Origin of the sequence: Enterococcus phoeniculicola ATCC BAA-412, assembly GCF_000407505.1 — a bacterium.
Lineage (GTDB): Bacteria > Bacillota > Bacilli > Lactobacillales > Enterococcaceae > Enterococcus_K > Enterococcus_K phoeniculicola.
Map to the genome: position 1 here is coordinate 307402 of NZ_ASWE01000001.1, position 25369 is coordinate 332770.

Below are 25369 nucleotides of genomic sequence, written 5' to 3' on the forward strand. Positions count from 1 at the left end.
ATGGATTATAAAAAGGTTGGGGTAGTCAGTAGTGTTGTGTTAGCCTATTCAGGGTTTACAGCAAGCATACCTGTGCAAGCAACAACCGTTTCAACTGATTCATTCACCCTCCAGGACGATCGTGGAGAAAAGCCTGTAGATTTAACAATCAAGCAACTAAGTACACAGAGCAGTTCTGAAATTACAGAGGAAAGCACCTCTCGTGATACAACGAGCGAAAATACAGAAACAAGCGAATCAACACAAATGAGTATATCAGATTCAGAAAGTAGCAGTGATGCTACTTCTGAGTCTTTAACAAGCTCAGAAGTAGAAAGTACATCTACTGATTCGATAAACACAACAGATACTGCCTCAAGCTCATCACAACCAAGTGTAACGACTGATAGCAGTGAACAAAAGACCGGGAATACAAGTCATTCACAAGAATCGTCTAAGATAAAGGAATCTACAAAAGAAACTGAGAAAAAAGAAGCTTCTGAAGAAATTCCTGCAATTATTTTTTATTCACCTAATTATTCTACACAACGATTTGTCAGTCAAATTGCAGAACAAGCAAGGACAATAAGTCAAGAACATGATTTGTATGCGTCAGTTATGATTGCCCAATCAATTTTGGAAAGTGGCTCGGGAAATAGTGGATTAGCTAGCCCGCCAAACTATAATTTGTTTGGAATAAAGGGAAGCTACGGAGGGCGAACCGTTCGATTTGCAACTTCTGAAGATGATGGAAGTGGAAAACTAAATAAAATCAATGCGAATTTTAAAAAATATTCTTCTTACAAAGAATCACTAGAAGATTATGCCAATTTATTGAGTCGAAATCTATATAGTGGTGCTAGAAAAAGTAACACTAGTAGTTATCAAGAGGCGACGAGCTTTTTGACAGGGCGTTATGCAACGGACACAAGCTATGGAGCAAAATTAAATGGACTAATAGAAGCCTATAATTTAGCACAATATGATAATCCTGTAGAGAAAACGACCGATTTAACTGAAGTTAAAGACTCCTCTAGTACGATAGTTAAACCAAAAGTAGAAGCTGATAAAGCTAAAGAAGCATCTAAAATGACAGTGGAGCAGAACTTTTTTATGCATGAAGTACAATTTGGAGAATCATTAAAAAAAATTAGTGAGCTGTATGAAACGCCTATCTCTACTATAGTTCAACAGAACCAATTAAACCGTTTGGTATTAATGGTGGGACAAGTATTAAAAATTGAGACAAGTATTCGTCCAAATGAGGTTGATCAGACAATCATTGAATCAGATACACGTCTTAAACAAGATATTCTTTTAAATAAAAAAATAACTGAAGTTATACCAGAGCCAGTTTTTAAAACAAAAGACTTGCGTTATAAAATTACGGCAACTTCTGCTTTACCGACAGATAGTTATCAGGTACAGCGTGGTGACAGCCTCTTAAAAATATCCCAAAAAGTTGGTTTATCAGTTCAGTCCATTAGAGAATGGAATCAGTTAGAAGGATATTTACTGAGAGAGGGCCAAATTTTACGCATTACGCCAGTCTTAAGCGTGTAAATGTACATTAAAAAATGAGAATAAATAAGAAGTGAATCACTCCTCGAAACTACCACTATCCTTTCAATACATGCGTATATTGAAAATCTTCAGCACTCCCCAGAGGCTTGTTTATACACAATGAATCAAGTCTCAGATGATCGATACAGAAGTATTCAGCTAAGAAGTTACTTCTGTTCTCACCGTTTATTAAAATTTTGGAAGATCTGGGCAGAACTAGTGTAGTTCTGTCTCAGAGTCTTTTTTTTTCGGAATAAAATTGAAAAATAAGATTGATATAAAAATTAGAGTAAAAAATTTGAGATTAGAAGTAGTTCAATCCAAGACTTAAGCAGAGGTATTTGTAAGTTCCATTCATTAGAATTATCGCAAATAAAATCGATAGGATTCATTAGAGATAAGTTGAACTGAATACAAAGAGAGAGTGAGACATAACTATTTAAGTTATATCTCACTCTCGTAAAATCTTAATAAACGGCGGGAACAGAAGTAACTCATCTCCACTGCGTTTCGCTCTCAACAACTTCTACGCATGAGACATGTTAGAGTTGAAGGCTTCGAAAATAAGCTGAAATTCCCAAAGATTTGAGGAGCAATCTTCGTGAATTCCTTCTTATTTCTTGGAGCTGAACACTTCTGTCCCGACCTCTCTTTTTGACAGTTATTGTTTCAAAGTAAGGTATTTATGTTAACGGAAAAGCTCCGCTACCGCATTTTCTACTTTTGATTCTTCTGAAATATAAGGAATAGTGATGTGGTCTGAGCCTTCATTCATCTTGTTATATTCGATGGATGTTTCTATTGCATGCTCATTTCTTGCCCAGCTGCGACGGGCAACACCGCCCATTGTATCCCAGGCAATTGCAGATTTGATGATTTCATCTGTTTCTTTTGTTCCGTCTAAAACTAAGCCAAATCCGCCATTAATTGATTTTCCAATCCCTACACCACCACCATTATGCAAGGCAATCAATGTCATTCCTCGTGCTGCATTTCCAGCAAAGCATTGAGTGGCCATATCTGCACAAACATTACTACCATCCTTAATATTTGAAGTTTCTCTGAATGGGGAATCCGTTCCTGAAACATCATGGTGGTCACGACCAAGCATTACGGGTCCAATTTTTCCTTCTCGAACCATTTCATTAAATTTTAGTGCAATATTTACTCGTCCCATACAATCTTGATATAGAATTCGAGCTTCAGTACCTACAACTAGTTGATTTTCTTCGGCATCACGAATCCAGTTGTAGTTATCACGATCTTGGTAACGACGATTTGGATCAATAACTTCCATTGCTGCATGGTCTGTAGCAACTAAATCTTCATGATTTCCGCTTAAACATACCCAACGGAAAGGACCGTAGCCATAGTCAAAGAGCATAGGACCCATGATATCTTCCACGTAAGATGGCCAAATAAATCCATCTTTATCATCGATTCCATTTTTAGAGATTTCTTTAATTCCAGAGTCATAAATTGCTTTCATGAAAGAGTTTCCGTAGTCAAAGAAATAAGTTCCTTTTGCCACTAAAGACTTAATGACTTTATAGTGGCGAGCAAGGGTTTCATCGACAAGCTTATGGAATTTCGCTTTATCTGAACCTAATAATTCTGTTCGTTCTTCAAATGAAATTCCGGCAGGGCAATATCCTCCTTCATAAACATTATGACAAGAAGTTTGATCTGATAATAAATGGACGTGGATATTTTCTTTATCAATATATTCTAGTAAGTCAACAATATTTCCATGATAAGCAATGGAGGTCTTTTCTTTTTTATCCATATATTCTTTTGCAATACGCATTGCTTGTTCTGGTGTTTCAGCTAAGTTACTAATCCAGCCTTGTTCCAGACGTGTATCGATACGAGATTTATCTACTTCAGCAATAATTGCGACAGCATTAGCAATTTCTCCGGCTTTTCCTTGTGCACCACTCATCCCACCTAAACCAGAGGAGATAAATAATTTTCCAGCTAAATCTCCATCATCAGGAATCCCTAATTTTAATCGGCCAGCATTTAAAAGTGTATTAAATGTTCCATGAACAATTCCTTGAGGGCCAATATACATCCAGCCGCCAGCGGTCATTTGTCCATAGTTTGTCACACCCATTTCTTCAGCAATTTCCCAATCATCGATATTATCATATTCTCCAACTAGAAGTCCGTTTGTAATGATTACACGAGGGGCATCTTTTTTTGATTTAAATAAACCGAGAGGGTGACCTGATTCTAAAACAAGTGTTTGTTCATCAGTAAGAACTTCTAAGTATTTTTTGATTAGCTGATACTGCATCCAGTTTGAACATACTTGGCCTGTTTCACCATAAGTAACTAATTCATAAGGATAAAGTGCAACTTCAAAATCAAGGTTATTATCAATCATTACCTGCATGGCTTTTGCCGCAGTGCAATTTCCTTTATATTCTTCAATTGGTTTTCCATAAACTCTTTCTTTTGGATACCAACGATAACCATAAATTCTTCCACGAGTTCGTAATTCTTCTAAAAATTCAGGAATTACAATATCGTGATATTTAGGATGAACATAGCGTAATGCATTTTTTAAGGCAAGAATCGTCTGATCCTTACTTAAGCGAAATCCACGATCTGGTGCACGACGGATTCCTTCTTGAAAGATTGTTTTTTCTGGTAAGACATCATCTAACTTGATGGTCATTGATGCCTCTACTTCTGTTAACTCTACCATTTGTTTTTCCTCCCTATTAGCCAGATACTTGAATTTTAGAAAAACTGTGATTTGATGACTGCACCTATAAGTATAAATAAGAAAGTCAATAAACAGTCTATCTCCTTAACTAATTTCTATTATATAATAGAATTAAGCGCTTTCAATAATTTGACAGAAATTTGACAGCATTTTATAAAATAGAAGGTGCAAGAATAAAAGGAGTGAATAGAGATGAAAGCAGACAAACTTCTAATTAATTTTAGCCAAATTTTTTGTCCAGTAGATAAAGGGCACCCTTTACGAGGAGAAGAAATGAGTGAGGCAACGATCATTGAAGATGGGTATATAGCAATTAAAGACGGCAAGATCCTTGAAGTAAACTCAGGGAGTCCCAGAGAAGAATTGAAGGGAGAAGAGACGGAGGTTATCGATTACAGTGGTAAGTTAGCTACGCCAGGACTAATTGATTGCCACACGCACCTCGTTTATGGTGGAAGTAGAGAAAATGAATTTTCAAAAAAACTAAACGGTGTCCCTTACCTTGATATCTTAGCAGAAGGAGGAGGCATTCTTAGTACAGTCAATGCAACTCGAGAAGCTTCGTTTGATGAATTATATCAAAAATCCGCTCATTTGTTAGATGAAATGATTATTCATGGAGTCACTACAGTAGAAGCAAAGAGTGGGTATGGACTAGATTGGGAAACTGAAAAACGTCAATTAAACGTAGTAAAAGAATTAACAAAAGACCATGATATTGACTTAGTTTCAACCTTCATGGGTGCACATGCTATTCCAACTGAATTTAAAGGACGGGCGGATGAATTTATAGATCTGCTAATCAAAGAAATGCTGCCAAAAGTGAAAGAAGAATCCTTGGCTGAATTTTGTGATATTTTTTGCGAAAAAAATGTGTTTACAGCGGAACAATCGTATCGATTACTTAGTGCAGCTAAAGAAATGGGCTTCAAACTGCGAATACATGCCGATGAGATTGCTTCAATTGGAGGTTCTAAGGTAGCTGCAGACTTGCATACAGTCAGTGCGGAGCATTTAATGGTTATTACAGATGAGGATATTGATCGTTTGAGTGAAGCCAAGGTCATTGGAAATCTTTTACCAGGAACAACCTTTAGTCTAATGGAGGATACCTATGCGCCTGCTAAAAAGATGATTGAACGAGGCATGGCGATTACATTAACAACGGATAGTAATCCTGGGAGTTGTCCAACCGCAAACTTACAATTTATTATGCAGCTAGGATGCTTCCAATTAAAATTAACACCGATTCAAGTTTTTAATGCAGTCACAATTAATGCGGCATATTCTGTTTGCAGAAATGAAAAAATCGGTAGTTTTGATACCGGTAAGCAAGCGGATATTGCAGTATTTGATGCACCAAACATTGATTTTCCTATGTATTTCTTTGCAACAAATCTGGTAAGTCAGGTATATAAAAACGGGGAGCTAGTGGTGAACGAACGTCAAAGAGTCTAACTGGTAACTAGTTTAAATAGTTTATTCATACACGAAAGGAAACACCCGTCTATTTAGGTGAAATTCCTTTCGTGTTTTATCTCATCTCAATAATTTACTGATGAAATAAAAATATTATCCAAAAAATGGAAGCGCATTCTAATTTTTGTATGTTTTAGAAGAAAAGTATCGTAGAATGGAAGAGAGAAGGTGAATAAATGAAGAAGATGCTGCGATGTGAATTATTTGGTAATCCGAAAATTTATTTGAATGAAGAACCCGTTTTTTTTGCATTTTCAAAAATTAACGCTCTTATCTACTATTTAGCCATTAATGGTTCTGTCAGTAGAGATGAGATTGCGGGGGTTTTATGGTCTAATAAATCAGAGCAAAGTGCAAAAAAAAATCTTCGAAACACGATTTATCAAGCAAACAAAGAATTAGGAGAGGAGTTCATTGTTTCTCCAAATAAATCAATTCTTCAACTAAATGAAACTTTAGTGCAGCCGAGTGATGTAGACTGTTTTTTACAAGATCCAGTAAATCATTTAGATGAATACCAAGATGAGTTTTTAAAAGGATTTTTCTTAAAGGATTCCGATGATTTTGATTTATGGGTGACAAAGATGCGCAATTATTTTGAGCAAAAATTTATTCAAAGCTGCTATCAAAAAGTTGCTGCAGATATTGAAAATAATCAGTTAATTGATGTAGAAAAAAATATTCGACGACTGATTGCTATAGATGAATATGACGAGCGAAACTATCAAATGCTGATGAAATTTTATCAAGACAGTCACAGAAATGGGAAAGTCATTGAAACGTATTATGATTTGTCTAGTATTTTAGATGAAGAATTAGGAATCAAACCAAGTGAAGAAACACGTGCAATTTATGAAAAAACGTTAGCAATTGTTAAAAGAAATAAGGAACAAAAAAAGGTGAAGAATTACCGTTTTTTTGGTAGAACAGCTGAAATAGAAGTATTAGAAGCAAACCTTGACTGTTTCTTTCATAAGCAGGCATTTCAATCGGTCATTGTTCAAGGAGATGATGGTGTTGGAAAAACTGCTTTATGTCAGCTTGTCTTAAGTAATACGGCACCGAAACTTTTAATTAAGGTAACTTGTTACCAAGCAGAACAAGGCTTTACCTTGAGAATGTGGCGGGAGATTATCAATCAGATTGACCAAATTGTTGTTGATGAAAAAATAGTGGAGGAAGAAACATGGCGTGCCATGTGCTATCGGTTTTTCCCTAGTTTTTTGGATAAACAAAGCGCCTGTTTTGAAGAGTCAGTGGATGACTCAGATATGAATTATCTTTCTCAATTTTTGCTTGTCATCCTTAATAAGATAGCAAAAATTCATTCAGTAGTCTTTTTAATCGAAAACCTGCAGTGGATAGATGAGCGAAGTCTTCAATTATTGACAAGTGTGTTGTTACACAATGAAGACTGTATGTTTCTTCTAACCCTGCGCACAGATCACCACAGACGAATCACCGATTTTATTAATGCTGTTAGTCATTATGATAAGCTTACACAGCTTTTATTAGACCCTTTTCCAAGAGAGGCAATAAAAGCCTTTATTGAAAAACAGATACCAGATCAAAAATTCAGCTATGATTTTTATGATAAGCTCTATGAAGAATCAGAAGGGAATCCTCTTTTCTTAATAGAATACGTTAGACAGCTTAGAGTAGGAACAAAGATTGACTATATTACACCAAAAATTCAAGAAGAGCTGGAGTTTTCTCTTACACAGCTTTCAACTTTTGAGGAAGAAGTATTAGAAATTGTTTCATATTTTCGAGAGCTGGCTGAATTGTCCATGCTTGAGACGATTTTACGAACAGATCATGAGCAGCTTGCGCATGCAATTGCAAATTTACAACAGAGAAATTTATTAATTGAACGAGTGTTTTCCGGAAAAATTAGTGTCTGCTTTAAACAAAAAAAATTACGGGAATATATCTACTCGAAACAATCTGCAACAAAACTTCGTGTCATTCACGAACAGATTGCTTTCTTATTTGAACAGCAATGGAAGCTGACAAACGATAAAGAGCTGTTATCTTTGGTGGCCTATCACTATAAGTATGCAAATCAAGAATTGAAATCTCTTGATTATGAATTATCAAAGCTAGAGCTGTCTTTGAAGTTTCAACACGAACTTTTTCCCATTTACAATGAGCGAAGCGAAATAGCAATTGAGCTTCAGCCGGTAGAATGGCAAAAGGAATTTGAAAAATTTGAACAAATTGGTGAGCAGTTAAAAAGAAACGAAGAGCTTTACGGAGAACAAGAGGATTACCAGCTGTTGTTAATGAAATATCTATATCTTGAGGGTCGCTACTTCATTAATCGAGGAAATTACGGTCGGGGAATTGAAAATATTCAACGAGTGATTGTAAAAGCAAGAGAATACCACAATGATCGTTATCTGGTTAAGGCTTATCGACAAATGATTTATTACTTTATTCAGACAGATAATGCAAGCGATATGGCGCACTATATAGAATTAGCGATGTCCATCTCAATAAGGACAAATGATCACGAATCAATCGGGATTTTGTTACGTCTAAAAGGTTTATATAACTTAATGGTTGGTGAACTAGAAGTTGCTGAACGATTGTTTCATGAATCTATTACCATCTTTACTATTTCTGATGAAGTAAGAGAAAAATATGCAAGTAACATAGCAGCTTCTTATGATTATCTTGCAGAAATTGAACGATTGAGACAAAATTATGAGAAGGCAATTTCTTATCAGAAAAAAGCGATTGTTTTATGTGAGGAAACGAGTTTGATTACTAGTTTAGTTATTTTTTATGTAGATATGGGGATTTCAGCTTTTGCTGCACAGGATTATAAAGAAGCTCGACTCTATTTACAACGATCAAATGAAATGTATGTCAATCTCACTTCTCCCTGGAAGAGAACGCAGTTAAGTGTCTATCTTGCACTAATTGATTTGTTGGAAGGGGACTATCAGGCAGTATTTGAAGCGCTCTTGCGATTTAATGAAATTCAAACACAAATGACCAACCCGCGAGATTTAGGAATCTTATATTTCTATAAAGCGATTGTTAAACATTTGTTGAATACACATGTGATGCAAGAGCCAAACCTAAGCAAATTGCTTGATAGAGAAGAGTCCTACTATTACGAGAAAGCAGTCGAAAATCTTAGCCCTTATCGAGATCAATATGAGCTGCACTATCTGCGCGAGGTTGTTTTTGAAGGAGCATCCTCACAAGCTGATTAGATAGGAGTAAATTTGCCATGACACGTATACAAAATTAGATAAATAGAAGTTTTCTGTAGTCTCTAGCTAGGATGAAAAGTTTGAGCAAGGAGAGAAATGATGTGCCCCCAAAAGTTGTACTTGAAAAATACAATTTTTGGGGGTATTTGTTATGAATTATTATGAAGTAGAAGTCAAATTGAAGATAGTTCAAGAATAAGTAGAAGGACGCCATTACGTTTGTCTATCAACAACTTCTGCGCATGCATGCTAGAGTTGAAGGCTTCACAAATAGTTGCATAAACGTACCTATTTGGTACTGCAAATCATGTAGCTTCACTTCCGCTGATCCATATCCATAGTACCTACTTGGTTCTTGGAACTGAACTCTTTTATTTCGACCACTCTTTTTCTAAGTCTTTTTAACAAGGTAAAATCATTTTTTTCAACAGAAGAAGGGCTGCTTGCGGATAGCTTTGGGAAAGAAGCCCGAGTGCTGAAAATAAATAATGTGTATCAATAAAAAAAGTGGGAGCTAAGGGTTTTAAATGAGTAGTATCAGAAAAACACGCATACTTTAGGATTTGTTTGGGTTGCTGATGATAGACAAGAACGCCCCCAGTCCCTATGACATTTGGAAATGTACGCAAGTCTTTTCCTTTTTGATAATAAACGGTTCGATTAGGTGTTTGACTCGCACGTAGCGTCCCCGCGTGCCGATTAACTGAAAGTTCTATCGCTTTTGAGGCAAGTAGTGTATCTAACTGCTGCTCTTTTTTTGTGTCGGGAAGATAGGTCGGCTGTGTGATTCGTTTTTTAACGCTTCGGTGTAATGCTTGTTTATCACCCTGAAATAGTTTCTGAAAGTCATCAAACCCAACAGCTTCAATCAAACTTTCCGAAGAATATCGCATGCCTAAATCACCTTCTACTGTTCTCTTAGCGTGAGGTTCTTCTAGCCCTTCAAAAAATGTCTGATTATCTGTGATTGGCGGATTTCCAACACTAAATACATCTGTAGTTGCACCGCCGACATCAACTACTAATGTTGGACCGATTCCCTGAATATTTGGCAGTCCATCTGCTAATAACTGAATCGCCAATAAAACAGATGTAGGAGTCGGAATAATTGGTAACTGACTCTTTTTTGCAACTTCCTCAATGCCATTTGTTTGAATAATCTTTTTTAAAAAGATGTCTCTGGCTATTTCTCTTACTGGTTCTGCTTGTAAAACATTTACTTTAGGCATGACATTTTTTGTGTAATAGACGGTTAGATGAGGGCTAGTTAAAAGAGAACGAATTTCAGGAATTGCTGCTTCATTTCCAGCAACTAAGATAGTTCCTGAGGATAAATAACGATTTAACATTTGTGCATTATGACAGATAATTTGTTGGTTTCCACCATTTGTTCCTCCAGATAATAGAATAATATCTGGATTTAATTGGTTCATTTCTATCACTTGTTCTTTTGTTAGTCTATAGTGATAGGTATTGATGACTCTTGTTCCAGCACCTAGTGCCGCTCGTTTTGCCGCTTCTGCAGTGAGACTTTCAGTTAGACCAATAGAGACCATACGAAATCCGCCCCATGCAGAGGAGCAGATAAAGACCTCGTCAAAAGCGGATTTTCCTAGCTGCTGTAAAAGTGTGTGTTCTCCTTTTTGATAGCATGCCATAATTCCCTGTTCATGGGAGGTAGGTAGGCTGATATGAGCAGCTACCTGTATGGTTGTTACATTGATTGCGGTAAACTTCGAATAGGTACTACCAAAGTCGACGAGTAAAATAAGTTTATCCATCTATCCGACCTCCTGTTTAAAAAATAATTAATGAGAAAAATTTAATTTTAGTTCTTCTTTTTCTCATTTTAGAATCAATTAAACGTCAAAAGAACTAAAACTCATTACAAAATCTATTGATTGATTCTTTTTTCGTAGTTGTAAAAAAATAAATAATTGGTTTTATGTTTATTTTTTTCTCTTTATTTCTTGCACTGTTTTTCCGTTCGTTTTATAATCCTTTTATTTTATTTATGAAAACACCTAGATTGCGTATGTTATCAAAAGTGTTTAGGGAATAGATTATTTTTAAGTGACGACTCAGTTATTTCTTCCTTATGAGTTCTACTCCAAGTGTAAAAAAAGCAGTCAAAAAAGTGTCAAATTATTTGCTCATAAAAAATAAGGTGAACGTTTCAAACAGAATTCTCTTGATAGAAATTGTCTTTGAATGATGAGAAAAGGCTGGTAACACGCAATTTTGACGTGTTGACCAACCCATATAAGCATGGTAAGGTAAAGCCGTAAATGAAAGCGTTAACAAGTTTTTGAGAGGTTGTTAACGTATAAATCTTGACTTTTTTGAAATAAAAATTGTGAGGATGAACTGCGTATTTTTATTTTGTACAGGAGTGATGACCTGTACAAGCTGAAGTATTTACTTTGTTACTTAAAAGAAATTTTGAAGACGAGAGCGTAAAAAAGAAAGGATGTTTTAAATGGCAAAATTAATTGAATGTATCCCAAATTTTAGTGAAGGTCGCGATGAAAAAGTAATTGAAGGATTAGTGAATACTGCAAAAAGTGTGAATGGTGTGACTCTTTTAGATTATTCATCTGATACAAGTCATAATCGTAGTGTATTTACTCTAGTTGGAGATGAAGACGGTATTCAAGAAGTTGCTTTTCAACTAGTTAAGTATGCAAGCCAACACATTGACATGACAAAGCATCATGGGGAGCATCCTCGTATGGGCGCAACAGATGTTGTTCCATTTGTACCAATTAAAGACGTGACTACAGCAGAATGTGTTGAAATTTCAAAAAAAGTAGCGAAAAGAATTAATGATGAACTAAACATTCCAATTTTCTTATATGAGGAATCTGCAAGTACACCTGCTCGTACAAACTTAGCGAAAGTAAGAAAAGGACAATTTGAAGGAATGGCAGAAAAATTGTTGGAAGAAGAGTGGGCACCTGACTTTGGTGAAAGAAACCCCCATCCAACTGCGGGAGTCACTGCTGTGGGGGCTCGTATGCCATTGGTTGCATTTAATGTGAACTTAGATACAGATAATATTGACATCGCAAATAAAATTGCGAAAATTGTTCGCGGATCTGGCGGCGGATTTAAATATTGTAAGGGAATTGGCGTGATGCTGGAAGATCGGAACATTGCACAAGTTTCAATGAATATGGTCAATTATGAAGGAACTCCTTTATATCGAGCGTTTGAAACAATTCGATTTGAAGCCAAAAGATATGGTGTAAATATTATTGGCAGTGAAGTGATTGGGTTAACTCCTGCAAAAGCACTTATTGACTGCGCAGAGTATTATCTTCAAATTGAAGAATTTGATTATAAAAAACAAATTTTGGAAAATCATCTACTAAATTAGGAGGACTGACCATGCAGTTAATCGATAGAGAAGTAAAAGACTTTGTAACGGTCTTAGGATCAGATGCACCAGCTCCTGGTGGGGGCTCCGCATCAGCACTTGCAGGTGCAATGGGGATATCATTAACAAAAATGGTAACAGAATTAACCATTGGAAAAAAGAAATATGCAGAATTTGAAGAGGAAGTAAGTAAGGCACAAAAAGAAGCGGCTCGATTACAGTCTGCATTTATACGTGCAATCGATGAGGATACAGAGGCATTTAATAAAGTATCTGCAGTATTTACAATGCCAAAAGATACTGAGGAAGAAAAAGAAATCCGTAAGCAAGCAATGCAGCGTGCCTTGGAGGGCGCAACACAGACACCTTTCAAAATGATGGAAATCGCAGTAGAAGCGTTAAAGGTGACAAGAGAATTGATTGGAAAATCAAATACAAATGCAGCAAGTGATTTAGGTGTAGCTGCGTTGAATTTGAAATCTGCTCTGCAGGGTGCTTGGCTAAATGTTTTGATTAATCTTTCTGGGGTAAAGGATGAAGAATTTGTCACTCGCTACAAAGAAAAGGGAAATGTACTGTTAAGTGAAGGAACGAGTCTAGCAGATGAAATTTATACTGCCATCGAAAAAATTGTTTAGGTAGGAAGGAAGAAAAAAATGACAAATTTATCAGATATCGAAATTGCAAATCAGGTTAAGATGAATCCAATTACGAATGTTGCTGAAAAACTTGGAATTCCTAGAGACAGTCTATCATTGTATGGAGATTATAAAGCAAAAATAAATGTTAGTAAATTAGGCGATTTAGATAAAGCTAAGCGTGGCAAATTAATTCTTGTTACGGCTATTACGCCAACTCCAGCTGGAGAAGGAAAAACCACGACATCCGTTGGGCTAGTGGATGCCTTGTCAAAAATTGGCAAAAAGGCTGCCATTGCACTACGTGAGCCATCTTTAGGTCCAGTATTTGGTGTCAAGGGTGGAGCTGCAGGAGGCGGGTATGCACAAGTAGTTCCAATGGAAGATATCAACTTACATTTTACTGGGGATTTTCATGCAATCGGTGCGGCAAATAATTTATTGGCAGCCTTGTTAGATAACCATATTCATCAAGGAAATGCACTAGGAATCGATAGCCGACGAATTACCTGGAAGCGTGTGGTAGATATGAATGATCGACAACTACGTCATATCGTAAATGGTCTTCAAGGCAGAGTTAACGGCGTTCCACGTGAAGATGGATATGATATTACCGTTGCTTCTGAAATCATGGCGGTTCTTTGTTTGGCAAATAATATTACTGATTTAAAAGAAAAGTTAAAGAAAATCATCGTTGCCTATAACTTTGAAGGAAAACCTGTCACAGCAGGAGACCTAAAGGCAGAAGGCGCAATGACAGCACTTTTAAAAGAAGCGATTCAACCCAATATTGTACAAACACTTGAACACTCACCTGCATTTATTCATGGCGGTCCATTTGCGAATATTGCACACGGTTGTAATAGTGTTCTTGCGACAAAGCTTGCATTGAAGTATGCAGATTACGCAGTAACAGAAGCAGGATTTGGTGCAGATTTAGGCGCAGAAAAATTTATTGATATCAAATGTCGTTTGGCAGAATTAAAACCAGATGCGGTTGTCTTAGTTGCGACTATTCGTGCTTTAAAGATGCATGGTGGAATGAAAAAAGCAGATTTAGGAACAGAAAGTGTAGAAGCGGTTCTTAAGGGACTTCCTAATCTAGAAAAACATTTGAGTAATATTCAGGAAGTATACGGCATGCCTGTTGTAGTAGCAATCAACAAGTTCCCAACCGATACGGACGCTGAATTAGCAGCTATTGAGAACGCATGTAAAGAACGTGGTGTTGAAGTGACCTTATCAGATGTTTGGGCAAAAGGTGGCGAAGGCGGGATTGATCTTGCAAATAAAGTAGTCGAATTAGCAGACAAACCAAATAGTTTCAGCCATGTATATGATCTATCTGATTCAATAGAAGAAAAATTAACAAAAATTGTTCAACGTGTCTATGGTGGAAAAGGAATCGAGCTTGCACCAAGTGCACGAAAAGAGCTTGCAGAATTAGAGAAGCTTGGTTTTACTGAGTACCCAATTTGTATGGCAAAAACACAATATTCTTTCTCTGATGATGCCACGTTGCTTGGTGCACCTAAAGACTTTACTGTAACTATCCGTAATTTGAAGGTTTCTGCTGGCGCAGGATTTATTGTTGCTTTAACGGGTGCAGTAATGACGATGCCGGGACTTCCTAAATCACCAGCAGCAGAACGAATTGATGTAGATGCTGAAGGAAACATTTCTGGATTATTCTAAGATGAAAATAGAACATTTTACGCATAACCAGTATAAGCAGTCAACTTGGAGTGGAGGAAAGACAACTGAGCTTTTCCTCTTCCCTCCAGAGGGAGATTATCAAAAAAGAACATTTGATTATCGAATTTCTAGTGCCACGATTGAACAGCAGTATTCAGAATTCACTTTATTACCTGGATACCATAGACTTTTGATGCCACTTGAAGGAAGCGTTATCCTGACACATGGAGAAAAAACGATACGACTAGACACATACGAGGTAGGAGAGTTTGATGGAGCACTTCCTACAACAAGTGAAGGGAAATGTATTGATTTTAATTTGATCTATAAAAAATCTATGCAAGGGGAGATGAAGCTGGTTCAAGCACATAATTCTCTATACTCGATAGAAAAAGACAGCTATTTATATTGCATAGATGAGTGTGCAGTAAAAATAAATGACGCTACTTATTTCTTGAAACGATACGATAGTCTCGCACTTACTGAAATAACTGAACAAACTGTTTTAGAACTGTTAAACAAGGACGATGCAGTAAAACTAATTTATGTCAGTTGCACTTAGGTTTAAACGAGAATGAAAACGTTTTAAACGAGAGGAGAATAACCATGCAAAATGAGGAACAGATTCCGGAGGTTTCGGATATTAAAGACCCAGAGGAGCTATCGAGCAGTGAGGATAAAGCAAAGTTTAGTCTGAACGGAGCTACGTTATACGGAATTAATGCGGTAATTGGTTCAGGGATTTTCTTACTTCCTAGAACCATTTATCAGGATTTAGGACCAGCATCGCTCGTCGCTATGCTAGTTGACGTATTACTTGTATTAATGCTTGCTGTCTGCTTTGCGGAAGTTGCTGGATACTTTAACAAAAATGGTGGGGCATTCCAATATGCAAAAGCAGCATTTGGTGATTTTGTTGGATTTAACGTAGGAATTTTGGGCTGGTTTGTGACGATTATTGCCTGGGCTGCAATGGCTGCAGGATTTGCGAAATTATTAATTCAAACATTTCCGTCATTAGAAGGACAAAATACACTTATAAGTGTGCTATTAATCATCTTTTTATCAACAATTAATAGCATGGGAATTAAGACATCAAAGATTTTTACAATCACGATTACTATTGCGAAATTAATTCCTATTATTGCTTTTACGCTGATGAGTATTTTCTTTATTAAAAATGGAATTGACGCTGGAAACTTTACTCCTTTTCTACAGTTAAATCCTGACATGACCTTATCTCAGGCGATGGCTTCTACCTCACTGACTGTATTTTATGCCTTTATTGGGTTTGAAGCGTTGCCGGTAGTAGCAGGAGAAATGCGTAATGCGAAGAAAAACGTACCAAAAGCAATAATTGGCTCAATTAGTATCGTATCTATCTTATACTTTATGATTATTGCTGGAACAATCGCAATGCTTGGTATGGGGATTTTACAAAGTAATGCCCCAGTACAGGATGCCTTTGTGGAGATGGTCGGACCTGCAGGGAAATGGATTATTTCAATTGGCGCATTAATTTCTATTGCCGGGTTGAATATGGGTGATTCTTTGATGATCCCACGTTATGGTGCATCAATTTCAGATGAAGGATTATTACCAAAAATAATTGCAAAGAAAAATGGTAAAGGGGCACCGATTGTCGCTATTATCGTCTCCGGGTTAATTACAATCGGATTTTTATTAAGTGGTTCATTTGAACAATTGGCTGAACTGAGTGTTGTTTTCCGTTTCTTCCAATATATTCCAACAGCTTTGGCACTGATTTGGCTTAGACGGAAAAAGATGGATACTGTACCAGCCTTTAAACTACCTCTAGGACCAGTCATTCCTGTTATTTCCATTGTGGTGAGTATTTGGATGGTTGCAGCAGCAAATCCAGTCAATCTGATTGCAGGATTAATCGGAGTAATTGTTGCAAGTATTCTATATTTTGTCATTAATAAAGAGAAAAGACCAGGCGCGACACAAGACTAGAAACATTTGTATATAAGCAAATGAAAATTGGAGGATATTAGACATGAAAGAGGATAACAAAGTAATTATTTTAGATGGCGAAAGCTTAACATTGGAAGATGTTGTTGCCGTTGCAAGAAAAAATGTTCAAGTAAGTATTGCAGAAAGTGCAGAGGAAGCAGTTAACCGCTCTCGTAAGATTGTTGACGATATTGTAGCAGAAAAAAGAGTGGTATATGGAGTAAATACAGGGTTTGGTTCATTGTGTAATGTAAGCATCTCCCAAGATGATACAGTGCAGCTACAAGAAAATCTTATTCGTACGCACGCTTCTGGATTCGGTGATCCGTTTGCAGAGGATGTGGTTCGTGCAATCATGTTGATTCGCGTAAACTCACTTGTGAAAGGCTATTCTGGTATTCGATTAAGTACAGTTAAAGCACTGATGGCTATGTTAAATAAAGGGGTTCACCCATTTATTCCAGAAAAAGGCTCATTAGGTGCATCTGGAGATTTGGCACCATTGGCACATATGGTGATGCCTTTATTAGGTCTTGGGAAAGCCTACTATAAAGGAGAATTGCTGTCAGGAAAAGAAGCAATGCAGAAGGCTGGACTAGAAGTGATTCAATTGAGTGCAAAAGAAGGGCTGGCATTCATTAATGGAACAACTGTTTTGACAGCAGTCGGTGCACTAGCTACGTATGACGCGATTGAATTACTAAAACTTTCAGATATTGCAGGTGCACTTTCTTTAGAAGTACATGGGGGCATTTCCAGTCCATTTGAAGAAGAACTTCATACCATTCGCCCACAAAGCGGACAACTAGCAACTGCTAGAAATATTCGTCGACTCATCGAAGGAAGCGGATATATCACCGAAGCAACACCTGATCATGTGCAAGATCCATATACATTACGCTGTATGCCACAAATTCATGGTGCGAGTAAGGATTCTATTGCATATGTGAAAGAGAAAGTTGAGATTGAAATAAACTCAGTAACAGATAATCCAATTATTACGCGTGACGGAAAAGTGATTTCTGGCGGGAATTTCCATGGGGAACCAATGGCTCAACCATTTGATTTCTTGGGAATCGCCGTGGCTGAAATTGGAAATGTTTCTGAACGTCGGGTAGAACGATTAGTGAATACACAATTAAGTAAGCTCCCTTCATTCTTAGTAAAACATCCTGGTCTAAACTCTGGATTTATGATTACACAATATGCATGTGCTTCTTTAGTTTCTGAAAATAAAATCTTGGCACACCCAGCAAGTGTTGATTCTATTCCATCATGTGAAAACCAAGAAGACTTTGTTAGTATGGGAACCACTGCCGCAAGAACTGCTGCAGAAATCTTATTGAATTCTAGACGGGTGGTGGCAACGGAAATAATGGCTGCGTGTCAGGCATTAGATATTCGTGGTTATCAGGACAAACTAGGAAAAGGAACACAGCCTGCTTATAAAACATTCCGTCAATTTGTCGCATTCATTGAACATGATAAAGATATTGAAATGTATGATGAATTAAATAAAGCGACAGATGTCATGATTCATGGAGACCTTTTATCGACAGTAGAAAAAGAAGTGGATTTGGATATTCAATTTAGCTAGTCGCTAAATAGATGAGTGGAACAAGTAGAAAGCAACGGTCAATTCGGTCCTTTTTACTTGTTCACACTTTTTTGACTTCCTACAGCAAATCACTTTTAAATGAGGAGGATGAAGGATGAATTACCAAAAACCAAAAGGGACGGTAGATATTTTACCGGGGGAATCTGAAAAATGGCAATTTATTGAAAACAAGGCACGTGAGGTATTCAATCTATATCATTTTAAAGAACTACGGACACCGATTTTTGAACATTTTGAAGTGATTGTACGGAGTGTTGGAGAAAGCACAGATATCGTATCAAAAGAGATGTATGATTTTTATGATAAAGGAAATCGACATGTGACGCTTCGACCGGAAGGAACTGCGGCTCTGGTTCGCAGTTATGTGGAAAACAAGCTTTACGGACCAGAACACCCGCAACCTTTTAAAGCCTATTATATAGGGCCAATGTTTCGGTACGAACGACCTCAGGCGGGACGTCTGCGCCAGTTTCATCAAATTGGTGTAGAGGCAATAGGAACAAAGAGTCCTGCAACCGATGTGGAAACAATCGCAATGGCATTAGATTTTTTCCAACAATTAGGGATTACTCACACGAAACTTGTTATCAATTCTCTTGGTAATGTAGAAAGTCGAAGCCGATATAGAGAAGCGCTGATTGCCTATTTGACAAAAGTAGAGGATCAATTAAGTCCCGATTCGCTGCGTCGTCTTCATCAAAATCCACTGCGTGTACTTGACAGTAAAGCACCTGAGGATCAAACAATTGTAGAGAAAGCACCTTCTATTTTGGCTTATTTGGATGAGGAAAGTAAAACTTTTTTTGATGAAGTGAAAAAATTGTTAAATAACTTAAGCATCCCATATGAAATCGATCATCGCATGGTTCGCGGATTGGATTATTATAATCATACCGTATTTGAGATTATGAGTGATGCGCCAGGGTTTAATCATGTTCTAACGACAATTTGTGCAGGAGGAAGATACGATGGGCTAATTGGTGAGTTTGGCGGTCCTGATGAGAGAGACACAGGTTTTGGTTTTGCCTTAGGAATTGAGCGCTTATTAATTGCCATTGAAGCAGAGGGAGAAGAACTGACCACCTCACAATCAATTGATGTCTATGTTTCTTGTTTTAGTCATGAAGAAAGCAGCGTAGCCTTACGTATCGCTCAAATCGCCCGACATGCCGGGTTGATTGCTGAGCAGGAGATCCAGTATAGGAAACTAAAAGCGCAGCTACGAACGGCCAACCGTTTAGGAGCAAAGTTCGTTGTATTTATTGGAGAGGAGGAGATACAGAGTAATAAAATAACGGTTAAAATCATGAAGACTGGTGAAGAAAAACGAGTTCCTTGTGAAGAGTTACAAAATTTCTTTGAGGAAATGAAGGAAGTGTAGTAGAATGTTTAAGGCAAAACAAGAAAAGTTTTGGCAAGATTTTGTGACAAAAGTAACTATTGCGTTAATCTATGCATTTTTGTATTCGATAGCGCTTAACTTTTTTTGGCAACCGGGGCATATTTATGCAGGTGGATTGACTGGGATTGCGCAAATTCTCTCGACCTTATTTGATCGAAGTGGTGGATTTACGCTGTCTATCTCTGTTATTTATTATTTGTTAAATGTTCCGATGTTTATCTTAGCATGGTTCAAGATAAACAAAAAATTTGTCTTTTTTACAGTGATTTCTGTCACCTTTGCTTCTATTGCTATTTCAATGGTTCCAACAGTGCCGCTTACGAATGATCCGATTATTTGTGCTATTTTTGGCGGTGTGATCAATGGGTTTTCCTTAGGATTAGCATTGAAATATGGGATTTCTACAGGAGGAATGGATGCACTTATTATTACACTCAGACAGCATACTGGACGGAGTATTGGTGCAATCTCAATGGGAATTAATGGTCTAATTATTTTAACCGCGGGCTATCTTTTTGGCTGGCCCTATGCATTTTATAGTTTGCTTGCTATTTTTGTCAGTGGAAAAGTAACTGATTTAGTCTATGTCAAGCATCAGAAAGTTCAAGTCATGGTGATTACTCAGCAGCCAAACCACGTCATCCCGGAATTACAAAAGGTTTTGAAGCGAGGAATCACGGTCATTCCCCAAGGATATGGTGCGTATGATTATCATGCACAAACAATTTTGATTACAGTCATCACTTTTTATGAGATGGAGCTTTTAGCAAAGGTCATGAAAGAAGTTGATCCAAAAGCGTTTGTTAGTGTCTCACAAGACATTAAAATTTTAAGTCATTTTGAAGAATTAGATATAGTATAAACGAATTGTCAAAATGGGAAAATCAGTTTTTGAAGAATGAGGAGATGGGTATATGTTAAATCCAGGTGAAATTTTACAACAAAGTATCAAGATGGGGAGCCAAAAAATTGAAAAGCCTCTTTTAGCGAAGCTAATTCTAGGATTTATTGGGGGCGCGATGATTTCATTAGGATATTTAGCGTATATTCGTGTATCTGCCTCTATTTCAGTTGAGTTGCCAAGCATTGCAAGTCTGGTAGGAGCAAGTGTTTTTCCAATTGGTCTGATTGTCATTTTATTAGCAGGTGGCGAATTAATCACAGGGAATATGATGGCCGTTAGCAGTGCGTTTTTTGCAAAAAAAGTGACACTGATGGAATTAATAAAGAATTGGCTAGTCATCACACTTGCGAATATTGTTGGTGCTATTTTTGTTGCCTACTTTTTTGGTCACTTTGTTGGTTTAACTCATACAGGTGCTTTTCAAGCGCAAGTGATTAGCGTGGCACAGCACAAAGTGGAGAGCTCATTTCTTCAGGCATTTGTCTCAGGTATTGGCTGTAACTGGTTTGTCGGACTTGCTTTGTGGTTGTGCTATGGAGCAAAGGATAGTGCTGGAAAAATTTTAGGCATCTGGTTTCCGGTGATGGTTTTTGTTGCCATCGGATTTCAGCATAGTGTGGCAAATGCATTTGTCATTCCAGCAGCAATCTTTGAAGGCGGCAGTACATGGATGGACTTTATCCAAAACTTTATCCCCGTTTATTTAGGCAATATTGTTGGCGGAGCAGTATTTGTTTCCGGATTCTATTATCTAAGCTACAATCATCATTAATAAAAAATAACAGAGTAGAGGACAAAGCGTTAAGTGTCACATGAGATGGGATGTTGCTCTATGAACGAAGAATAGTAATTCGCGGTTTTGTCCTCGCATTCGCTGCATGAATCTTTGTGTAGCAGCTCAAGAGGAGATGCTCGTAATGAAGAAATTAAATGTACACGCTATGACGACCATTAGCTTACTTATTGCTTTAATGGTCATACTATCTCAAGTATTTGGTTTTGAAACACAATTAATAAAAATAACCTTTGATTTTATTCCAGAAGTAGTTATGGCGTCTTTGTTTGGGCCTTTTTGGACAGGTGTGGGCGCATCTATTGCAGATATAATAGGAAATACTTTGTTGGGGAAAGCACCGTTCTTTATTGGGTTTACACTCAATGCATTTATTGGCGGATGGGTCTATGGCTTCTTCTTTTATAAGAAAAGTGTTACACTCAAAAATGCTTTTTTCTGTGTATTAGTAAATACATTAGTGATTAGTCTATTTTTAACTCCGTTGTGGTTGTCCATCATGTATGGCATTCCTTTCACAGATGAAAAGCTTTGGGCGATTCGTTTAATGAAGGCTGCTGTGATGCTTCCAATTCAAACAATTCTTATCTTTTTCTTTGGCAATGCCATTCCGATAAGGGTTATTGGTAAACGGTTTGTTTCATAGAATTTATTAAGTAAAATGTGTAGATACTTTGAGTGAATGAAGTCTATCCTTTGAGACAGAATTTTTGTCTGTCTTATAGGGAGGTCATAAATCTGGTATCTACTCTTTTTGTTTTTGTTTGTTTATATTATACTGTAGAAGAAGGTGTCTTAGAGAAATAACACCCCTTTTATATTCAGAAAGGACGCATGAATGATGAATTTACTCCGAGGTAACTCCTCGATATAGCTGATTTTGATAGGCACTGTATCGAGGATAACTAATTTTTCCTATCAATTGGCTATATCGTTTTTATTCAAATTATGAATGAGGAGATATAGAAATGGACAATAAAGAAAAATTAAACAGCTGGAAAAAGAGCGAAGAAAATCAAAAAAGTTTTCAAGGATGGGATTTTTCTTATCTTGATGGCAACTATTATATGGAAGAGACGCCTTGGTGCTATGAGACATTCATCCATGAGCATTTAACAAATGACTGTCAGCTTTTAGACATGGGAACCGGTGGAGGCGAGCTGCTAAACTCTTTTCATCATCCGAAAGAAAAGACGGCAGTGACAGAAGGCTGGGCGCCTAATTATCAGTTATTATTGAAGACGTTAAAGCCTCAGGGCGTAGATGTACAATTTGTTGAAAAAAATGATCAGTTAAATTTTTCTGATTGTTCGTTTGATCTCGTTAGCAACTCCCATGAATCATTTTCAATTGAAGAAGTTGCACGTGTCTTAAAGCCAGATGGCTATTTCATTACTCAGCAGGTTGGAGATTTAAATGGAATTCAGCTCTCGTCAAAGCTTATTCCTGGGTTTCAAAAATTGTCGTTTCCGTTACATTTATCAACTGTCGTTAAAGAGTTGAAGCAAAAGGGTTTCACAATTATTTATGCCAATGAATGCTATCCTGTACAAAAATTTTATACAATGGATGCGCTTATCTATTACGTGAAGACGATTCCCTGGGAATTTCCTGATTTTTCAGTCGAGAAGAATTTTGATGAGTTACTTGCAGTAGAAGAAGAGTTAAAAAGAAAAGGCTATATAGAAAATAGAGAACATCGGTTTATTGTCGTGGCAAAAAAATAAGTAATAATAGAAGCACCTGTTAAGTGGGTTAATACTCACTTTTCAGGTGTGTTTTTACAAAAACATATTCAAATGGAAAAAGAATGGTGACGTGAAAAAGAATGGTGCCTCAAATGAATTGTACTATGAGATGAGAAAAGAGCAGGTGAATAAAAATGAATAATTTGGTGACCGTAGAAAATCAAAGAATCCCTTCTTATGGATTGAATAAATCAAAACGAACGATTGAATGTTATCTTCAATTTGATGGGGAGCTTCGTATTGTTGGGCGTTTGGATAATAACTATATTTATTGGTATTCTTCCTCACATATTGAGTATGAAAGGCTAAATAAAGAAGTATTTGAGTATCTAACAACGATGCCGATAGAGTATGTAACAAGTCTTTATTCTGTGAGTGATGGAAAAGAAGAGACTGCCCACAAGTTCTCCTTAGACTTGTCGAGTATTGAAAAAATGAAGTGGAACACGCCATTTGGTCACTATTATGCCTATGAAAATGAGGAACGTCATGGGGAATATTTTGCTAGAGATCTCAGTAGCTACTACAGAACCCTCCAAAAGAAATGCGAAATACGAGAGGCGGAAGGCTTGTATCTCAGGATTTTAAAAGTTTATCTGGATAAGCTGTCAGAAAAAGAAACGAATTATCCTAAAGTAAAAAATTTAGAAGAAATTTTAACGATTGAAAGTTATTTACTGGTTTCTAAAAATCCTGAAATACGTAAATATTATGGGCTGTGTATTGAAAAAATCAAAGGCCTGTATAATGCCTACATGACGATGATTAGATAGAAGAAGTTAGAAGGGAAAAATTCCCTCTATTTCTTGTCCACATATGTAAATTGTTTTTTTTTGAAGTTAAAGTAAATACTTAATGCAAAATTATGAGCAAATTCTCATGGGAAAAGTAAGCAAAAAAGAGTGATAAATTTCTGTAATTATTATAGAATAAAGAACAGAGGCTTTTTTGTCGTTCTAAAATACGTGTGTCAAAACAAATAGATAAATGAAAAAATAAATGGCCATTTTTAATGGCTGTTTTTTAATGGGGGAGGAAATCATGAAAAATAAAAACAGTATGATGTATTTAGCAATTTCTAACTTATTTTTAGTATTTTTAGGTGTGGGATTAGTGATTCCCGTTATTCCACAGTTGAAAGAGGAAATGAATTTTTCTGGGACAACGATGGGAATGATGATTTCTATTTTTGCTATAGCACAGTTAATTACATCGCCTATCGCGGGTGTTTTATCAGATAAAATCGGTCGAAAAAAAATGATTGCAACAGGAATGATTATTTTTTCTTTATCAGAATTGCTTTTTGGGCTAGCACAAGCAAAAAGTGGCTTTTATATTTCTCGAGGGTTGGGGGGAATAGCGGCAGCCTTGATTATGCCTTCAGTGACAGCTTTTGTTGCAGATATGACTACTATTACCGAACGACCAAAAGCAATGGGAATGGTATCAGCAGCTATTAGTGGTGGATTTATCATTGGACCAGGAGTTGGTGGTTTTATTGCCTATATGGGGATACGTGCCCCTTTTTATGTAGCATCTATTTTAGCATTCGTTGGTTTTATCTTAACGTTGACTGTATTGAAGGAACCTGAAAAACGAATTCAAGCGGCGATGGAACAAAAAAAGGGTTCATTTATGGATATTCTTAAAAACCCAATGTTTACCTCACTGTTTATAATTATTTTAATTTCTTCCTTTGGACTGCAGGCGTTTGAATCTATTTATAGTATCATGGCAACCATTAACTTCGCATTTACAACGGGTGAAATTGCGATGGTTATTACAGTCAGTGGTGTTTTGGCACTTATCTGTCAGTTGTTTTTCTTCGATGCAATTGTACGGAAAATTGGTGAGATTGGTCTGATTCAATTGACCTTTTTTGCAAGTGCCATCTTTATTGCGGTTATTGCCTTTACAAATAGTAATTTAGTAGTTGTGTTTGCAACCTTTGTGGTCTTCTTAGCATTTGATTTATTCAGACCTGCTGTGACAACCTACTTATCCAAACATGCAGGAGACCAACAAGGAACAATCAATGGGTTAAATTCAACCTTTACAAGTTTTGGGAATATCTTAGGCCCAATGGCAGCAGGTTCTCTGTTTGATATTAATCATTTCTTCCCGTACTATGTTTCAGCAGCAATTCTTTTAGGAACAGGATTTTTATCCCTGTTTTTGAATAGGAAAAGTAAGCAAGTAGTGAACAGATAAGCTATTGTTCATGAAGAGACAA

The 25369-nt window shown here is 36.8% G+C and carries 18 protein-coding genes and 1 riboswitch; of the genes, 16 read left to right on the top strand and 2 right to left on the bottom strand.

What is annotated here, in order from left to right; all coding sequences use genetic code 11:
- Positions 1 to 1542, top strand: coding sequence for a glucosaminidase domain-containing protein (locus I589_RS01345; RefSeq protein ID WP_010769938.1), 1542 nt, complete (start codon positions 1 to 3; stop codon positions 1540 to 1542).
- Between the two features lie 688 nt (positions 1543 to 2230).
- Here I589_RS01345 and hutU read toward each other — a convergent pair.
- On the bottom strand, positions 2231 to 4255 hold the full coding sequence (hutU, locus tag I589_RS01350; protein ID WP_010769937.1) for a urocanate hydratase: 2025 nt from the start codon (positions 4253 to 4255) through the stop codon (positions 2231 to 2233).
- Positions 4256 to 4468: 213 nt separating this feature from the next.
- On the opposite strand from hutU, the gene hutI reads away from it, so the two are divergent.
- Together hutI and I589_RS01360 are read left to right on the top strand one after the other, a co-directional pair.
- The gene (gene hutI / locus I589_RS01355) at positions 4469 to 5734 is read left to right on the top strand and encodes an imidazolonepropionase (RefSeq protein ID WP_010769936.1); all 1266 of its coding nucleotides are present in this window, start codon (positions 4469 to 4471) and stop codon (positions 5732 to 5734) included.
- 197 nt (positions 5735 to 5931) lie between these two features.
- The gene (locus tag I589_RS01360) at positions 5932 to 8982 is read left to right on the top strand and encodes an ATP-binding protein (RefSeq protein ID WP_010769935.1); all 3051 of its coding nucleotides are present in this window, start codon (positions 5932 to 5934) and stop codon (positions 8980 to 8982) included.
- Positions 8983 to 9383: 401 nt separating this feature from the next.
- On the opposite strand, the gene glmL is transcribed toward I589_RS01360, so the two are convergent.
- On the bottom strand, positions 9384 to 10763 hold the full coding sequence (gene glmL, locus I589_RS01365; RefSeq protein ID WP_010769934.1) for a methylaspartate mutase accessory protein GlmL: 1380 nt from the start codon (positions 10761 to 10763) through the stop codon (positions 9384 to 9386).
- 698 nt (positions 10764 to 11461) lie between these two features.
- On the opposite strand from glmL, the gene ftcD reads away from it, so the two are divergent.
- From ftcD to I589_RS01430, 13 genes are all read left to right on the top strand, one after another.
- Positions 11462 to 12361 (top strand): glutamate formimidoyltransferase, encoded by a 900-nt coding sequence (gene ftcD / locus I589_RS01370; RefSeq protein WP_010769933.1) that lies wholly within the window; start codon positions 11462 to 11464, stop codon positions 12359 to 12361.
- A gap of 11 nt (positions 12362 to 12372) precedes the next feature.
- The gene (locus I589_RS01375) at positions 12373 to 12999 is read left to right on the top strand and encodes a cyclodeaminase/cyclohydrolase family protein (RefSeq protein WP_010769932.1); all 627 of its coding nucleotides are present in this window, start codon (positions 12373 to 12375) and stop codon (positions 12997 to 12999) included.
- Between the two features lie 18 nt (positions 13000 to 13017).
- Complete coding sequence (locus tag I589_RS01380) at positions 13018 to 14694, top strand: formate--tetrahydrofolate ligase (protein WP_010769931.1); 1677 nt, start codon at positions 13018 to 13020, stop codon at positions 14692 to 14694.
- Position 14695: 1 nt separating this feature from the next.
- Positions 14696 to 15256: a HutD/Ves family protein gene (locus I589_RS01385; protein WP_010769930.1), complete on the top strand. Its 561-nt coding sequence runs from the start codon at positions 14696 to 14698 to the stop codon at positions 15254 to 15256.
- A 44-nt stretch (positions 15257 to 15300) separates the two neighbouring features.
- Positions 15301 to 16671, top strand: coding sequence for an APC family permease (locus I589_RS01390; RefSeq protein WP_010769929.1), 1371 nt, complete (start codon positions 15301 to 15303; stop codon positions 16669 to 16671).
- A gap of 43 nt (positions 16672 to 16714) precedes the next feature.
- Entirely contained in the window at positions 16715 to 18268 is a 1554-nt protein-coding gene (gene hutH / locus I589_RS01395; protein WP_010769928.1) for a histidine ammonia-lyase, read from the top strand.
- A gap of 115 nt (positions 18269 to 18383) precedes the next feature.
- Positions 18384 to 19670, top strand: coding sequence for a histidine--tRNA ligase (gene hisS / locus I589_RS01400; protein WP_010769927.1), 1287 nt, complete (start codon positions 18384 to 18386; stop codon positions 19668 to 19670).
- A 4-nt stretch (positions 19671 to 19674) separates the two neighbouring features.
- A complete protein-coding gene (locus I589_RS01405; RefSeq protein WP_010769926.1) occupies positions 19675 to 20553 on the top strand; it encodes a YitT family protein in 879 nt (292 codons plus the stop codon).
- A 52-nt stretch (positions 20554 to 20605) separates the two neighbouring features.
- A complete protein-coding gene (locus I589_RS01410) occupies positions 20606 to 21367 on the top strand; it encodes a formate/nitrite transporter family protein (protein WP_010769925.1) in 762 nt (253 codons plus the stop codon).
- Positions 21368 to 21375: 8 nt separating this feature from the next.
- A riboswitch (THF riboswitch) is annotated at positions 21376 to 21474 on the top strand.
- 29 nt (positions 21475 to 21503) lie between these two features.
- Positions 21504 to 22034, top strand: a complete 531-nt coding sequence (locus tag I589_RS01415; protein WP_034684249.1) for a folate family ECF transporter S component — start codon at positions 21504 to 21506, stop codon at positions 22032 to 22034.
- A 322-nt stretch (positions 22035 to 22356) separates the two neighbouring features.
- On the top strand, positions 22357 to 23115 hold the full coding sequence (locus I589_RS01420; RefSeq protein ID WP_010769923.1) for a class I SAM-dependent methyltransferase: 759 nt from the start codon (positions 22357 to 22359) through the stop codon (positions 23113 to 23115).
- A 155-nt stretch (positions 23116 to 23270) separates the two neighbouring features.
- Positions 23271 to 23909 (top strand): hypothetical protein, encoded by a 639-nt coding sequence (locus I589_RS01425; protein ID WP_010769922.1) that lies wholly within the window; start codon positions 23271 to 23273, stop codon positions 23907 to 23909.
- A gap of 268 nt (positions 23910 to 24177) precedes the next feature.
- Positions 24178 to 25347 carry an MFS transporter gene (locus I589_RS01430; RefSeq protein ID WP_010769921.1) on the top strand — a complete coding sequence of 390 codons (1170 nt, stop codon included), beginning with the start codon at positions 24178 to 24180 and terminating at the stop codon, positions 25345 to 25347.
- Positions 25348 to 25369 lie beyond the last annotated feature (22 nt).